This window comes from Sulfurimonas gotlandica GD1, from assembly GCF_000242915.1.
Lineage (GTDB): Bacteria > Campylobacterota > Campylobacteria > Campylobacterales > Sulfurimonadaceae > Sulfurimonas > Sulfurimonas gotlandica.
In genome coordinates this window covers 2,090,800-2,105,982 of record NZ_AFRZ01000001.1, presented here as the reverse complement: position 1 = coordinate 2,105,982, position 15,183 = coordinate 2,090,800, and the positions used below count along the sequence as shown (strand labels likewise).

At 32.1% G+C, this 15,183-nt stretch carries 22 protein-coding genes and 1 tRNA gene; 8 read left to right on the top strand and 15 right to left on the bottom strand.

What is annotated here, in order from left to right:
- Positions 1-45: 45 nt before the first annotated feature.
- Entirely contained in the window at positions 46-1,665 is a 1,620-nt protein-coding gene (locus tag SMGD1_RS10360; RefSeq protein ID WP_241761473.1) for a bifunctional diguanylate cyclase/phosphodiesterase, read from the bottom strand.
- Between the two features lie 233 nt (positions 1,666-1,898).
- On the opposite strand from SMGD1_RS10360, the gene SMGD1_RS10355 reads away from it, so the two are divergent.
- Positions 1,899-3,503 carry a sensor domain-containing diguanylate cyclase gene (locus SMGD1_RS10355; RefSeq protein ID WP_008336045.1) on the top strand — a complete coding sequence of 535 codons (1,605 nt, stop codon included), beginning with the start codon at positions 1,899-1,901 and terminating at the stop codon, positions 3,501-3,503.
- Between the two features lie 13 nt (positions 3,504-3,516).
- Here SMGD1_RS10355 and SMGD1_RS10350 read toward each other — a convergent pair whose 3' ends face one another.
- The gene (locus SMGD1_RS10350; RefSeq protein ID WP_008335962.1) at positions 3,517-4,086 is read right to left on the bottom strand and encodes a hypothetical protein; all 570 of its coding nucleotides are present in this window, start codon (positions 4,084-4,086) and stop codon (positions 3,517-3,519) included.
- 116 nt (positions 4,087-4,202) lie between these two features.
- On the opposite strand from SMGD1_RS10350, the gene SMGD1_RS10345 reads away from it, so the two are divergent.
- Positions 4,203-4,556 carry a cupin domain-containing protein gene (locus SMGD1_RS10345; protein ID WP_008336896.1) on the top strand — a complete coding sequence of 118 codons (354 nt, stop codon included), beginning with the start codon at positions 4,203-4,205 and terminating at the stop codon, positions 4,554-4,556.
- Positions 4,557-4,605: 49 nt separating this feature from the next.
- Here the strand turns inward: SMGD1_RS10345 and groL are convergent, their stop codons facing one another.
- Together groL and groES are read right to left on the bottom strand one after the other, a co-directional pair.
- Positions 4,606-6,240: a chaperonin GroEL gene (gene groL / locus SMGD1_RS10340; protein WP_008336037.1), complete on the bottom strand. Its 1,635-nt coding sequence runs from the start codon at positions 6,238-6,240 to the stop codon at positions 4,606-4,608.
- Positions 6,241-6,244: 4 nt separating this feature from the next.
- Entirely contained in the window at positions 6,245-6,505 is a 261-nt protein-coding gene (gene groES / locus SMGD1_RS10335) for a co-chaperone GroES (protein WP_008336935.1), read from the bottom strand.
- A 215-nt stretch (positions 6,506-6,720) separates the two neighbouring features.
- Here groES and SMGD1_RS10330 point away from each other — a divergent pair, with 215 nt between their 5' ends.
- The 6 genes from SMGD1_RS10330 (at position 6,721) to SMGD1_RS10305 (ending at position 10,496) form a co-directional block, all read left to right on the top strand.
- The gene (locus tag SMGD1_RS10330) at positions 6,721-8,559 is read left to right on the top strand and encodes a GGDEF domain-containing protein (protein ID WP_008341305.1); all 1,839 of its coding nucleotides are present in this window, start codon (positions 6,721-6,723) and stop codon (positions 8,557-8,559) included.
- Between the two features lie 95 nt (positions 8,560-8,654).
- Positions 8,655-8,731, top strand: a tRNA-Met gene (locus tag SMGD1_RS10325).
- A gap of 240 nt (positions 8,732-8,971) precedes the next feature.
- Positions 8,972-9,277: a DUF2958 domain-containing protein gene (locus SMGD1_RS10320; RefSeq protein WP_039919958.1), complete on the top strand. Its 306-nt coding sequence runs from the start codon at positions 8,972-8,974 to the stop codon at positions 9,275-9,277.
- A complete protein-coding gene (locus SMGD1_RS10315; RefSeq protein ID WP_008341303.1) occupies positions 9,278-9,973 on the top strand; it encodes a hypothetical protein in 696 nt (231 codons plus the stop codon).
- On the top strand, positions 9,970-10,155 hold the full coding sequence (locus tag SMGD1_RS10310; RefSeq protein ID WP_008341302.1) for a hypothetical protein: 186 nt from the start codon (positions 9,970-9,972) through the stop codon (positions 10,153-10,155). Before SMGD1_RS10315 ends, SMGD1_RS10310 begins: the two co-directional genes overlap by 4 nt.
- A complete protein-coding gene (locus tag SMGD1_RS10305) occupies positions 10,152-10,496 on the top strand; it encodes a hypothetical protein (RefSeq protein WP_008335675.1) in 345 nt (114 codons plus the stop codon). The genes SMGD1_RS10310 and SMGD1_RS10305 overlap by 4 nt, the downstream gene beginning before the upstream one ends.
- A 163-nt stretch (positions 10,497-10,659) precedes the next feature.
- Here SMGD1_RS10305 and SMGD1_RS10300 read toward each other — a convergent pair whose 3' ends face one another.
- The 11 genes from SMGD1_RS10300 to SMGD1_RS10250 form a co-directional block, all read right to left on the bottom strand.
- Entirely contained in the window at positions 10,660-11,619 is a 960-nt protein-coding gene (locus SMGD1_RS10300; RefSeq protein ID WP_008337017.1) for a WYL domain-containing protein, read from the bottom strand.
- A gap of 64 nt (positions 11,620-11,683) precedes the next feature.
- Entirely contained in the window at positions 11,684-12,112 is a 429-nt protein-coding gene (locus SMGD1_RS10295; RefSeq protein ID WP_241761472.1) for a hypothetical protein, read from the bottom strand.
- 13 nt (positions 12,113-12,125) lie between these two features.
- Positions 12,126-12,521, bottom strand: coding sequence for a hypothetical protein (locus SMGD1_RS10290; protein ID WP_008336852.1), 396 nt, complete (start codon positions 12,519-12,521; stop codon positions 12,126-12,128).
- Between the two features lie 11 nt (positions 12,522-12,532).
- On the bottom strand, positions 12,533-12,817 hold the full coding sequence (locus tag SMGD1_RS10285; RefSeq protein ID WP_050752154.1) for a hypothetical protein: 285 nt from the start codon (positions 12,815-12,817) through the stop codon (positions 12,533-12,535).
- Positions 12,814-13,122: an FtsZ/tubulin family protein gene (locus SMGD1_RS10280; RefSeq protein ID WP_241761471.1), complete on the bottom strand. Its 309-nt coding sequence runs from the start codon at positions 13,120-13,122 to the stop codon at positions 12,814-12,816. Before SMGD1_RS10280 ends, SMGD1_RS10285 begins: the two co-directional genes overlap by 4 nt.
- 53 nt (positions 13,123-13,175) lie before the next feature.
- Complete coding sequence (locus SMGD1_RS10275) at positions 13,176-13,436, bottom strand: hypothetical protein (protein WP_008335965.1); 261 nt, start codon at positions 13,434-13,436, stop codon at positions 13,176-13,178.
- An 18-nt stretch (positions 13,437-13,454) separates the two neighbouring features.
- Entirely contained in the window at positions 13,455-13,817 is a 363-nt protein-coding gene (locus tag SMGD1_RS10270; RefSeq protein WP_008335742.1) for a hypothetical protein, read from the bottom strand.
- A 2-nt stretch (positions 13,818-13,819) separates the two neighbouring features.
- Positions 13,820-14,152, bottom strand: coding sequence for a hypothetical protein (locus SMGD1_RS10265; RefSeq protein ID WP_008341299.1), 333 nt, complete (start codon positions 14,150-14,152; stop codon positions 13,820-13,822).
- A complete protein-coding gene (locus SMGD1_RS10260; RefSeq protein WP_008335640.1) occupies positions 14,152-14,529 on the bottom strand; it encodes a hypothetical protein in 378 nt (125 codons plus the stop codon). The genes SMGD1_RS10265 and SMGD1_RS10260 overlap by 1 nt, the downstream gene beginning before the upstream one ends.
- A gap of 1 nt (position 14,530) precedes the next feature.
- On the bottom strand, positions 14,531-14,773 hold the full coding sequence (locus tag SMGD1_RS10255) for a hypothetical protein (protein ID WP_008336781.1): 243 nt from the start codon (positions 14,771-14,773) through the stop codon (positions 14,531-14,533).
- A gap of 10 nt (positions 14,774-14,783) precedes the next feature.
- Positions 14,784-15,008 (bottom strand): hypothetical protein, encoded by a 225-nt coding sequence (locus tag SMGD1_RS10250; RefSeq protein ID WP_008335532.1) that lies wholly within the window; start codon positions 15,006-15,008, stop codon positions 14,784-14,786.
- Between the last annotated feature and the right edge of the window lie 175 nt (positions 15,009-15,183).

Sequence of the window (15,183 nt, the reverse complement as noted above, 5' to 3'; positions counted from 1 at the left end):
AGTTTTTACACTCTAGTATCACTTTTTGATACTAGACTTTTACTCTTAAGAAGTCAAATTATAAAAAGCAGCACTCTCCGCTTTGCCATAATGATATCCTTGCAGTAGATCAACACCTAAATCCCTAACCATTTTTGCTATCTCCGGGCTAGACACATATTCTGCAATTACTTTTATATTATTTCTTTTTGCATACTCTACTAAAATTGATACTATCAGCCTAGAATTTTCATCTTCTTCTATTTTACTAATGATTGAGCCATCTATCTTTACAAAATCAGCTTTAAATCTAGAAAGATGGGTAAAGTTTGAGTATCCGGTTCCAAAGTCATCTATCGCAATTAAAGAACCATATTTTTTAACCATACTACTAAAGTTTTCTAAGACACTGTAGTCACTAATCTCTTCAGATTCGAGTAGCTCAAAAGTTATTGCAGGCCCTTTATGCATTTTAAGTCTATTTTCTATATAGTTAAGTAACTTTTCTGAGTTTATGTTTTCATAGGTAAGATTAATGGTAAGCTCTTTATTTGAGGCTTTTGATATTGCAAATATCTTTTGAATGATCTGTCTTGTGAAGTTTTCAAAGAAACTGCTCTTTTCTGCGATGCTTAAAAAGTCAGAAACAGCTATTATGTTTCCATCTGCGTCTCTTATTCTTGCCAAAGACTCATACTTTACAACCTCTTCAGTATTAGCATCTACAATCGGCTGGAAGAATGGTTCAATCCTATCATTGATAAGGGCATCTTTAAAGTCATTAAATCTTTTTAAATTTAGTTTATGAACTTCTTTTGTATTAATTGAATCATTGTATGGGAAATATCTGCTTTTTGTTTTTTTAGCTTCTTTAAGAGCTAGAGATGTTTTACTTAGTAGCTCTGTTGAACCAGTTGCCATTGAGATGTTAAAAGTGACGACTATATCATTGATGATAAAATTATCTTCTGAGAGAAGAGTGAACTCTATCAATGACTCATATTTACTAAATAAACTCGCATCATCTACTAAAATAAGATAACGATCTGCATCAAGTTTATAAAGTATTACGCTCTCGTTTTTTATGTAAGTATTTAATCTCTTGGCAATTTCAACAAGTACTAAATCAGCAATATTTTCACCATACAAATCATTAATAACAATAAAATCTTTGATATCTAAGAGTATAGCCATCAACTCATCTTCGTTTGATTTTAGTCTCTCATTCAGTTTTTTTCTATTTGGCAGATGCGTTAGAGTATCTGTTGAGTATATCTCCAGTAGTTGTTGGCTTTTTATAAGTTCAGTAATATCCTGTCTAATCGATATATATTCTAATATTTTTCCATCTGAATCTTTTATGGGGTATATAGTAGAATTTACATAGTAAAATCCACCTCCCTTTTTTATATTTTTTAATACACCATTCCAAATATTACCAGCTGTAATCGTTTTCCATATCTCTTTAAACACAGATTTTGAAACAGTTGGGTCTTTTATTATAGCGTGAGTGTGGCCAAGAAGTTCTTCTCTGCTGTACTCAGTCACCTCGCAAAATTTATCATTCACATAAGTTATAGTGCCACTGACATCAGTTTTTGAAAAGATACTACTCTTATCTACAGCATCTTTATACTGAACAAGCATTGCTTCGTACTCCACACTATCCCCCTCTAAATTAAGCATATATGCTATACGCCAGAATATTTTCTGACATCTGAAGTATAGCATCTAATGTAAAGTAAACACTTGTTAAGTCTCTTTTTTACTATTTTATATAGTATTAAATAAAAAAATTATATATAAATAGCTATAATAACAGTATCACATTATTTTGACACCAAAGTTATATTACTATTATATTACAGATTTATTAGATAGGCGTTAGAGTTGATTTATACAATAAAAAGGGAATTTGTTTGGAGAAAAGCAGTAGTAACTTAAAACTTGCAAATAGCACTAAACCGATGTTCTTTACAATTTTAGGAATTATCAGTTTTATTACAATCTTTTTTCTATATATGGGTTACCTTCACCATAAATTTGTACTTGAACTTATTTTAAAAGAAGAACAAAACATAGCTTCAAAAATATACTCAAATACACTAAGAAATGTTGTCCTTAGATACGAATCTGTTGCTAATAATATTTTAATAAATGAAGAAATTATAGATGCTTTTGAGCACAATGATAGAAAAGAGCTTCTAAACCTTACAGCACCAATATACAAAAAATTAAGTGATGAAAACCCTTACTTAAAAATAATGCACTTTCATACAAAAGATACAAAAAGTTTTTTAAGACTCCACAAACCAGAAAAATTTGGAGATGATCTTAGCTCTATTAGGCATATGATAAACAAAGTCAACAAAACAAAAACAAAACAAATTGCTATGGAAGCCGGAAGATATGGAGTTTACTACAGACTTGCCCTTCCTGTTTTTAATAAAAAAGATGATTTTTTAGGTGTTTTTGAATTTGGAATCAATATCAACTATATTTTAGATACATTCAATAAAAACTATGACTTTCAAAGTCTATTACTTCTGAAAAAGAATATTTTTGAAATAATTTATGAGAACAATAAGAATATAACTTATAGTTCTTACTCTAATGATTACTATTCCATAGAATCTGATCTCAACCATCTATGTGCTTGTAAAACTTCGACTCTTTGTAACTGTACAACTGCACCGGTGTGCAACTGTAAAGATGATAAAGGATGCAACTGTATTGCTACTACAATAAAGACTGACAGTCTATCCATAATCAAAAACAAAGGTTCAAGCAGTGTAATTTTTACTGTAAATACGATAAAAGATATATCAAATAAAGAGATAGGGAAAATCCTTTTTGTTAAAAACTTAAATTTTTACACTGATAAATTAGATATGATCAAAAACATATCTATTGTATCTGGGATAGTTCTTCTTCTTTTATCTCTGTATATGATGAGAAAGATATTTAACAACTATATCAATATCGTAAATAGCTATCAAAGTAAGCTAGAGATTAAAAACCGTACTTTGCTAAAACTAGTAAATGTTGATCATCTGACTAAAATTCATAATAGAAAATCTATTGAGACTATTTTAATTAAAGAGCTAAAAAGAGCTAAACGCTATAACCATGAACTCTCTTTAATCATATTTGACATAGATAATTTCAAAAATATCAACGACACTTATGGACATAATATTGGTGATAAAGTTCTAAAAAGCATAGCAAAAGTTGTAGCTAATAGTATCAGAGAGAGTGACTATTTTGGAAGATGGGGCGGTGAAGAGTTTATAGTCATCTCAACTGAGACTTCAATGGACAATGCACTTCTTGTAGCTGAGAAAATCAGAGAAAGCATCAGCACATATGACTTTGAAGAAGCAGAAAAAATAACATGTAGTATTGGTGTTGCTGAGTATACGAGTGAAGACACTCACCAGAGCATAGTACACAATGCTGATACAGCTCTTTATAAAGCTAAACACAGCGGAAAGAACAGAGTCATTTTTCACGAGCACAGCTAGTTTTATATAGCAGCTATATTTTTTTGTTAAAGGTAAAAGTAATCTTTGCAGCAGAAATACGTTGATAAAGTCTAATCTTTTTTCTATTTGGCATCCATTTTATCAGAAAAGTTGCAAGTGATTCCCAAAGTGACACCCAGGCAGCAACCGTTAAACCTTCTGCAATGACGCCAAATACAATATCAGTATCAGCTGATTCGCTTTGATTCATAAGTACGGAAATTGTTGCAAGTATCAGACCTATAAATAAAAGAATCAATGATGTTCTGACCATATCCTTCATTTTTCTTGATTCCAACTCTTTCATGTAGATAAAAAATTTGTTTACACTGTTTCTAACTCTAGAAATATTCTCTTCTATTGTCTCTATCTCTAAATTAAACTGAATAATAAATTTTTCATCTTCAATTTCATCTACACTCTCGGTTATGTAATCTACAAGATCCTGATTTAAATCTTTTTTTAAAAAATGTGACTTTTTATCAAAATCGTCGTATAAATCTTCTATTTTTTCTGCACTAATATCAAGAATAACTTCATCTTCCGGTGTTCTTTCATATCGCTCAATAATTTCCATTTTCATAAGTCAACATCCCATTTAAAACTTAATTTCTAAATTATACTGCGAATTATTATTTTTTTACTTTATGTTTTATGCTATTCTTCTAAAAATTTATTTTTCGTTTAAAAGAGGTTTATATGTATTTACATAAACAAATTGGTGGTATTGAAGCCGTTGAACAAAAGGCTGGTAAAGGTGTTAAAATGAAGATGCTTCTCTCACAGGAAGAATCGCCTAATTTCGCTATGCGTAATTTTACTATTGAGGCCGGAGGGCATATGCCATTTCACACAAATACAGTTGAACATGAGCAATATGTGCTAAGCGGACGAGCATTAGTAAAAATAGGAGATGAGACTTTTGAAGCTGCAAGCGGAGATATTTTACTTATACCTGCTGGAATAGCTCACTCTTATGAAACAATTGGTAATGAAACATACAGTTTTTTATGTCTTATTCCAAATGGTGAAGATTGTATAAAAATTGTTTAAAAAGTAAATCCCTAAAATATAGGGATTTAAAAAGATGATGTAACTCTTGTTACATCATTCCAGGCATGCCCATTTGTGAAGGCATTCCGCCACCCATATCTGCTGAGCTTTCTTCTGGGATTTCAAATATTGCTGCTTCTGTTGTAAGAAGTAAACTTGAAACAGAAGTTGCGTTTAGTAAAGCTACACGAGCAACTTTAAGTGGATCGATGATTCCCGCTTCAAACATATCTACATACTCACCAGTTGCAGCATTAAAACCAATGTTCTCATTTGTAGCACTCTCGACTGCATTTACAACAACGCCAGTATCATAACCGGCATTTTGAGCGATTTGTTTGATAGGTGCTTTTACAGCACGAAGGATAATTTCACAACCGATTTGCTGATCACCTCCAAGCTCAAGTTTAACCTTTGCTCCAGCACGAACTAAAGCAGCACCACCACCGATGATGATTCCCTCTTCAACTGCAGCCTTAGTTGCAGAAAGTGCATCGTCAACACGATCTTTTTTCTCTTTCATCTCAGTCTCAGTCGCAGCACCAACTTTAATAACTGCTACCCCACCGCTAAGTTTTGCAAGACGCTCTTGAAGTTTTTCTTTGTCATATTCTGAAGTTGTAGCATCTAGTTGAACTTTAATTTCAGCTATTCTACTAGCAACTGCTTCTACCGTACCTGCACCATTTACTATAACAGTATTGTCTTTGTCAATAATTACACGAGAAGCTTGACCAAGATGTTGGATAGTTGCACCTTCAAGTGTGTGACCTGTCTCTTCAGAGATTACAGTTCCAGCAGTTAAAGTTGCAATATCAAGTAGCATTGCTTTTCTTCTATCGCCAAAGCCCGGAGCTTTAACAGCAGAAATATTTAAAACACCTCTAAGTTTATTTACAACCAGAGTTGAAAGTGCTTCACCTTCAACATCTTCAGCGATAATTAAAAGTGGACGACTAGTTTTTTGAACTTGCTCTAAAACTGGAAGTAAATCTTTAAGTGAAGAGACTTTACTATCACATAAAAGAATCCAAGGATTTTCAATCTCAGCAGTCATTTTTTCAGTGTTTGTGATGAAGTAAGGGCTTAAGTAACCGCGGTCAAACTGCATACCTTCAACAACATCTAGTTCATCGCTTATTCCTTTAGCTTCTTCAACAGTGATAACACCATCTTGACCAACTCTCTCCATAGCTTCTGCAATCATATCACCAATTGCGCTATCAGAATTAGCAGAGATAGAAGCTACTTGTGCTATATCTTGCTTGCCGTTTACGACTTTTGAAGCCGCTTTTAGATGTTTAAGTATCTCTTCACAAGCTTTGTCCATGCCACGTTTTACTTCAACCGGATTTGCTCCAGCAGTAATATTTCTTAGACCTTCACTAAAAATAGCGTTTGCTAAAACTGTAGCTGTTGTAGTACCGTCACCTGCTTCATCAGCTGTATTAGATGCTACTTGTTTTACAAGTTGAGCACCCATATCTTCAAGTTTGTCTTTTAGTTCGATCTCACGAGCAACTGTAACACCATCTTTAGTGATTACAGGTGAACCGTAACTTTTTTGAATAAGTACATTACGACCACGAGGTCCCATAGTTACTTTTACTGCATCTGTTAGTTTTTGAACACCGCGAGCTAATGCATTACGAGCATTGTCTGAAAAAATTATTTCTTTTGCCATTAAATTATCCTATTATCCCAAAAATATCATCAGTATCTAATACTAAAAATTTATCCGTGCCAAGAGAAACTTCGTTTCCTGAGTACTTGCCAAATAAAACTACGTTTCCGTTTGCTAACTCTGTAACTTCTTTACTAACAGCTACAACTTCACCTTGTGACGGTTTTTCTGTTGCACTATCAGGAATAATTATTCCAGAAGCAGTTGTATTTGCTTCTTCAACTCTTTTAACTAAAACTCTTTTGCCTAATGGTTGAAAGTTCATATACATCCTTATTTTTTTATATATATTTTATAAATTGGATATTACCCAATTATAGGTAAATTATTGGTAAATATTTTTACATGCAGTATGTTCTAAAGTATATTAATTTGATTTTTTTGAGAGAAATTAGTCTTAAAATTGTCTTTTTTACTGTTTTATTATAATTATATATGGTTTTTGTGATAGAATCTAAAAAAAAATTATAAGGTTTATTTATGGAATCCAGACAAAAGGTCATCACTGCGTTAGTCATTATTTTTTCTATTTTCTTTATTTCAATGATTATTAGTACCGCTGTAAACTTTAGAGAGTATGGCGTAAAAACAGCTGAAAACAAAGCAAATCTAACTGCAGAAATTGTTAAAATCGGGCTTACTTCTCATATGGTAAACGGCATAATGAACCAGAGAGATTATTTTCTAAATCAAATTGGAAGTGTAGAAAAAATCAATCAGTTATGGATTGCCAGATCTCCTACTGTTATTGAGCAGTATGGTGAAGGTCATAACAATGAAACACCTAGAGATAAGATAGATACAGAGGTGTTAAAATCTGGAGAAACAAAATCTTTTACGACAGAAACACCTAGCCAAAGCATGATGCGTGTCAGCATACCGTTTGTAGCTACAGAATATGGAACTCCTAACTGTATGGCATGTCACAAAGCTAAAGAAGGTGAAGTTTTAGGTGTTGTAAGTATGGTAATGGATATTACTGAGATACGAACAAGCAGCCTAAAAACTGTACTTTATAATATGGCAATCACTATTATCACAATTATTTTCGTATTTATTGTTATAACCAGATTTATAAAACCATTTGTCAGTATATTTTACTCCATAAGAGACGTTATGCAAAATGCATATCGTGGTGACTATTCTGTTCGTATTAAGGGACACCATAATAAAGAGAGTAAGACTGTAGCAGATATGCTAAACTCTATGCTTGAGAAGCTACAACATACATTTGAAGAGTTAGACAAAAAAGTTTATGTATTTATAAAAAACAAAAATTACGTAAAAGAACCTGATCCTTTAGTAAATATAAATTCCACAATCGAAAGACTTTCAGATATATACAAATTTAAACAAACCATAGAAAATGACAAAGAGCTTGAAGATATATATAATAGAATTGCGTCGGTTCTAAAAGATCGCTTTAAACTTGATGATTTTACTATGATAGAGATAGACACAATGAATAAAATCAAAAAGATTGTCTATACAGAAGAAGAGTGTCATTGTCAGGTTTTAAATGGAGAGTGTAGAGCAGATCGGATTCATGCAAGTGTAGACTCTAGTATCTTTAAAAACTCTTGTGAACTATACAAACTCGAAGCGACAGAGTACATATGCACACCATACACAATATCAAATGAGTTGACATTAGTTCTTACAATCGTTACAAGAGATGAAAAGACAACAGAGTATGTAAGATCTATCACAAGTGATATCGAAGACTATATAACTACTGCAAGACCAGCTATTATTAGTAAAAAGCTGATGCAAACACTTAATAAAATGGCTAGAGTAGATCAGCTTACAGATATGTACAACCGTAAGTTTTTAGATGAGTTTGCAGATGTTTCTATACCTCAGGCTGTGCGAGCAGGAACTAGCTATGGTGTGCTGATGGTTGATATTGATTACTTTAAGATGATAAATGACAACTACGGGCATGATGTAGGTGATGAGGCTATTCGCATAATATCAGGTGTTATTAAAAAGAGTATTCGCAAAGCTGACATCGCTATCAGGTATGGAGGAGAAGAGTTCTTAGTGCTTCTATATAACTGTGAAGCAAATAATATAGTACAAATTGCGAACAGTATAAGAACCGAATTTTCTAAACAAAAAATATATGCAAATGGAGAGAGCTTCTCTAAAACACTAAGTGTTGGATGCTCAAGCTTTCCAAAAGACAGTGAGAGTATTTGGAAGTGTATTAAGTTTGCAGACATCTCTCTGTACCAGGCAAAAGAAGGCGGAAGAAACCAAGTTGTAGCCTTTAATGAGGATATGCTAAACAACACTGAAGTGGGAGAAAGCTTTTAAGCTCAAGCAACTTTTTTTACAAATTTTGGGATTATAAACCAGCAAAAGGAAAACAAAAGCTTTCCATGGTTATAATTCCGACCTACAAAATAGATGTCAGGGTAGCTCAGCTGGTTAGAGCACTGGTCTCATAAGCCGGGGGTCGGGGGTTCGAGTCCCCCCTCTGACACCATCTTTTTGTACTGTTAGCCTTCAAAAACATGTCATTTCCAGCACATTTATTTCAAATCAATCACATTTACATTTATTATCAAAATCCTACTATTTAATTACAATTAATCAATTTTAGCCCCTTTTTAGTCCCTGCTCTTTTTTTTCGTTATATAAAATTTTGAAAATTAATTTCACACTCTTATACTCATATATTTTAAATCTGATGTTTACACATCTATTTTATAATATGGAGCCTCTCATGAGCAAATTAATACCAAACACATTGTTGGAAGCAATTCCTAATCTCTACGAAACAGAAAATGTCAAAGATCCTATTTGTCACATCAAGCTTTTTACTCCCGATAGTAATTGGACTTGGTACATAATTGAAATATCCAAAGAAGATAAGAATTTGTGTTTTGGTTATGTCATTGGACATGAATCAGAACTAGGTTACTTCAACCTTGATGAACTAGAAAGTGTTAGAAGCGTTTTAGGCTTGCCAGTTGAACGAGATTTACATTTTACTCCAACATTATTATCAGTTGTAAAGAGAGGTAACTAAATGAAAGAGTTACTCAAACTTACAAATGATGATTATCAAACAAGAGGCGCTAGTTATCCTAAATCACTAATCCCTGATTCAATAGCAGTGGAAGTAAAAGATGACAATGTAACTATAGTATTTGATTTTAAAAACACTAGCGACAGTGAAGCTCTTGAATGGTACGAAAAATCCAAAGAGTGCAAAGTCATAAACAAGTTCAAAAAAGATTATGACATTGCAGTTTCAACTTCACAAGATGGTGATTTTGAAGATGATTGGCAAAAACTCACTGTTCTACTTAGTAAAAAAGATACTTCCATAGTTGTTGCACAAGAGCCTAAAACCAAAAATCCACCCCAAACTACCAACTCACAAACTAATGCAAAATCTGATGATACAGGCTATGTCTATTGCTACATTCTCTCAACTCTTGAACAAAGAAAAGCGATTGACCTCACAAAGCATAAAACAAAACTAGAGAAAATTATCAAAGAGTTCTTTGGAGATAGACTAATTTCTGTTCTATTTGATCAAGAGAGTTATACCCTTAATCTCAACGAATCTTTTGAGGTAGCTGAGAAACGCAGACTTGGCAGACTCATAAGTGAAGGTAGTGATTTAAAGCAGTATGTTCGTAAGGTGATCTATAACGGTAATCAAGATACATCAGGTCAACTCTTTAGATTATCTCCGATGAAGGAGACTAAAAAATGATTGCTTTTATTATCATATTAATAGCTATAGCAGGTATAGGATTTTTACAGGGAGGGTTTATAGCCCTAATAGTTTCTATCATTTCTTCAATAATTGGATACTTCACAAGTATATATCTAACATTGGTAATTGTAGTTTTAGTAGCCGCTTCACTTGTATATTTTAAGGTGAAAAACAAATGATACCTATACATTCAATAGAAGATATAGAGCTCGTAGATGATAAAATTCTACGAGAAGGGCTAAGAACAGAATTTAAAAGATTACCATCAGATTTTATTTTCAACTCTTACGGATATTTCATAATTATAGAGTCTATTGAGGAGTTACAGCGCCCTATTCCACTTGAACACTCTTGTCTATCTTATACACCTGAACCTCTTAGTAATTACGTTGAAATGATTGAGGAGTTTGATGGGTATTGTCAGGTAGTTTGTGTGTTGGAGGCTGATTTTGGAGTTAGCTTGTTTGTTAGTGATAAAGTTGCCGATAATACTCAGCTTGAAACATTCTTTGAGATTTAGTTCTCAGAGAATAATCATTTTTTTTGTTCCAATATTCCTAAGGGTTTGTGAGAATTCGACATTTAGACTTTTTGAACACTTTGTGGAACATCTAAATCTTGTAATCACTGAATATGCTCCAAAACCTAGAGATAGATGATTATGGTATTGCTATGTATATCATTTACTTTTGATTATTTTCTAGTTTACTAAGTGCAATATTCAAGTTACCTATAAATTCTTCTTTTAAATCTTGTGGCTCTAAAATCACTAAGTAAGGTAACCACTTTTGAATAAATGGAAGTATTTCTAGAGGTTGTGTATATTCAAGCGTAAATACAATGCTGCCATCATCAAGCTTCTCTTTGAACTTCTGGGAAGATAAAAACTTCTTCATTCCTTTATCAAAATATCTAGCTTTGTCAGGTGTCGATTTTATTGTCGCAGTCTTTACCGGTACATCGTATCGAGTGAGTGAGTTTTGAATATGATTATCTATAAACTTCATCTGTTGTTTGACTGATGATTTTTGAAATTTACTTATATTTGTAGCATACGAAACATCTTCTATAAAAGAGACTCTGCTTAACCATACTTTATCATCTTCTCCTGATGTTGCAATATACCAGTTGTTATCTATAAAAAGGAGTTTTAAACATCTTAAATTATCTATAGCATCAAGGCCAGCGAATTTAATCTTTCTATACTCGCCAAGTTTAACAGCTACCTCTAACTTTTTTAAAATACCATTAGATTTTAATTCTTCTATATCTTCAAATGGCATATTGATAAATTTATAAACATGCTTATTCTTATTTGTATAACTCTCTAATGCTTTAAATATTTCAGGGTCTGCATCATGAGCCATATGAAAAAACCAATCTATGTTATCGGTATGCTCAAATGTTTCAACAAACAGATCTACGGGCTTGATCAGCTTATATGTATCTCTCTTTTTACCCTCAACTTTTATAATAGCATCAAACTCTGACTCTAAGTCTGCTAAGAGTCTACCGAGCTGTTTTGTGCCTTGAGGAAGTCTACTAGTTAATGCTTCATCATATGCAGTTAAAGTTTTATCTTGAGATAGAGTAAACTCTTCTAGTATGATGTTGTATTTTCGTATAGTAGTTATGTCAGACAAGATGAATCCTTTATAGATGAAGTTATTGTGATTATTATACTATGTTTAAATGTAGAAACAATTATCATGAGTCTACATTAATCCAAATTCCATTGCCAAGATAAATTGGTTCATAAAATCTTGAGTAATCGTTATCGTCTATTAATTCGATAGCGACATCATCGTTTAATCCAACTCCACCACTCATCTCTAATATGCTAACAAGTCTGGCAAGGTTGTCTTCAAGCAGAAAGTCGATATTTAGTTTCTTTAGCTCTTTTATCAAGTTAATTTCAAATAAGAAAATGGAGCATTTATATTTCTTAGTTATGTCAACATTAACAAGATTCTTTAACTCAAAATACTCTTGTGGAATATAGATAATCTTACCATCATACCAAATCAAGTTTGTCGCTTTTTCCTGATAATAGAGTCTGAAGTTTTTTATCCATTCATCTTTATCTGACAACCTTGTGTAGGCTTTTAATTGGCTTTTATTGGTAATGATTAACATAGTCGCTCCATATCTATTTTTTGTTTTCTTGAATAGCTAAATACACTTTATGTGATAAATTACAAATATGATCTTTCATATATAACTGGTTGCCCCATGTTCTATTATTACAATAATCAAGTGCAATCTCTTGAAACTCTTTTTCTTCTTCTTGATTATTATAAGCATCCAATATCTGAAAAATAATAAGTGCTACATAATCTCCAAAAGAACCAGTCCACCAAGCTATTGGTGTATAAAAACCCATAGTGTCCATTTGATAATTAGCGGAATGAGCTAATTGAGGAACAATGTCATATATCTCTTCTTCATTTAATCCACAATTTGGACAGCTAACATCCTTTTCATAGGGGATATAAAAGGCTTCACATTTTGAGCATTGATGATCGTACATTATGTGTAATGACATCTTAGTTTCCTTTAGTCAAACTGTTTTCTAAAGATTGTTGGTACATCATAATCAGTATTACTATCTTGCTTTTTACCTCTTCGCAAGGAAACATCTCCGATAATAGGTCTTTTTATCTCTATAATTTTCTCTTTACTTACTCCACTATAAGCACTTAATATCTGCTCAATAGTCACACAATAACCTTTCACATGTGCCAAATCAACTGCATCAGAACCAGTAATAACACAATCTCTATACTCTATATATCCAAGTCTTAAACTCTCTAGTAATTCTTCTTTAGGTATCTGTATCATTGTGTATCTTCCTTTTCAGAAAATTTCATTAACATGTCTTTAATTTCGTCATAACTTTCCATGGCAGATGCTTTTCCTACTTCTGGATTCATTCCGGCACCTTTACCATCAGTTATCTTCTTTCCTATTTGAAGCTTATGTGGAACTTTAGAATTTTTAAGAGCTTGAGCATCGGTATTAATAGCTACTAATTTTACTTTATCTGCTATATCACTCTGAACTAGATTGTCTACCATATTACTACCGCCACCGCCAACACCTATTACTACTATTTTGATACCATCTGTACCTATTTTTTCTGTCACTTTAAAATCTTTCATTATAAACTCCATGTATATTTTGACGAACAAAACTATATTTATATTTCTACTATTTCTAGAAAATCCATTGGGATTTCAGTATACATTCTACCTAAAGGGTTGTCTCCAAGAATACTTTTTCTTATCTCTATTATTTTATTTGGTGTCACTCCAAAATGTACTTCCAAAATATCTTCTAAGGCTATACAGTAACCTTGTGTATAGGCTGTATTTACTGCATTATCATTACTCGTACACGCTTTATATTGAATATAACTAAACTTCAAACTATCCAATAAATCTTCTGTATCTGTTTTCATTTTTCACCTCTTTTAATTTTATTTCTCTATTACAAATATTTTAATCTGATACTTCTCTGCCAAAGTATTTAATCGTTTAAAATATCGTTGATCTTTATCATCGTTCATAATGAACCCAACTGCAGGTTTTTTACCTGTCATATGAGCATAATGTAGTGACTGACCTATACCTTCTGCCCACTTCTTTGCAAAATCAACTTCAATTGCATACTCATCTGTTAAACAATCCACACGAGTTCTGTCTTTGAGAACATATTCCATTTCTCCATCAAGCTCATTACACAGAAGTGTCTGATAGTGTCGTTCATTATATTTTTTTGGTGGATGAGAACAACCTACAAACAGTAATGGAAATATCAGTATAAACACTAAGCGAATCATGTTTAAGCCTTGAATTTTAGTTGCAGTATTTTGGCATCTAATGCATCTTTTTTTTGTTGCTTTTGATACTCGTTATATCCCTCTGCAGCAGTATTAACAATTTTTCTCTTAATAGCTGCGACCGTAACTACAGCTTTGGGTGTATTTTTGATAGCACAGCCAGTTGCATTAAAGGCAAGTTTAGTGAGTGAAGTACCAACACCAAGAATACTTCCAATTACATTCATTTTTGTTTTTTTCTTATCAAATACTGAGTCAATACAATTACCTAAATTATTTATAACACCCTCTGCATTATTTAAAAGCATATCGCAGTCATTATTTTTACGTTTCATTATTGAGCCTTTATATATTTTTTCAAGATAGAATCACTTTTTGTAAAGAGTTTTTCTTTGTTTAATATTTTCTCTCTTTTCATATCAACCTCTGATGTTACTACTGTATGGACGGTAGTCTCTTTTGTAAATGGACTTGTGGCTATATTGATTATTTTTAAAATATTAAATACTATAAAACCAAGTACTGCTAACACTATAAACCATTTAGCTATTATGAGTGAGTAAAGAGAAACCCCACTCGACACACTTATGATATCTCCCATAATAAAAGTAATAAGTATCAAAGAAACTACAGAGATAAATAGAGCAATAAAACTTCTTTTAGCTCTACTGTAAAGATTTGCTAATAGTAAATACTTAAGTGCTTTAAACATTTTAGAATCCTATTAAAGATAGGGCAATGGTAAATGCAGTTCCAACACCAAACCCTTTTATAGTATTCATAGTATCTTGAGCTTTTGCAGCAACAAGGTTTTCTATATCTTCATCGCTCACAGCATTAATATCTATATTTTTATCTTTTAAAATATCCTCTACTTCAGAGTAAGCTTTTTTTCTCAAGAGGGACTCTAAACTTGCTTTACCATCGTTATATATTTTTTCAGCTTGTTCTATCATCATAATCTCCTTATATTCCAGTTACTAAAGTGATTAAAATACCTATGCCAATACCAGCACCAACTTTTTTACTATCACTATTAAGTATCTTTATCTCATCAGAGACCAAACCATTAAAGTCTGCATCATCCAATTGTAAGTAATCTATATCTTGCACTTTTAGTTTAGCAATTATGTTTTTTCGTGCATATTTTTCCACTTCTGATGTGAAGTTTTCTTTCATCTTAATGAACATATTTTAATCCTTTTACTGTGTCATATCTTGTATAATATTATATTAAATAGTCAAATATTGTCTACTAATAATTAATTAAACTAGGTGAGAATTAGAATTAGTGTTTTAATAGACATAAAAAGTCTTTTAATATAGTTATTATGTTAATTATATTTTATGGAGGTGAAAATTGAGT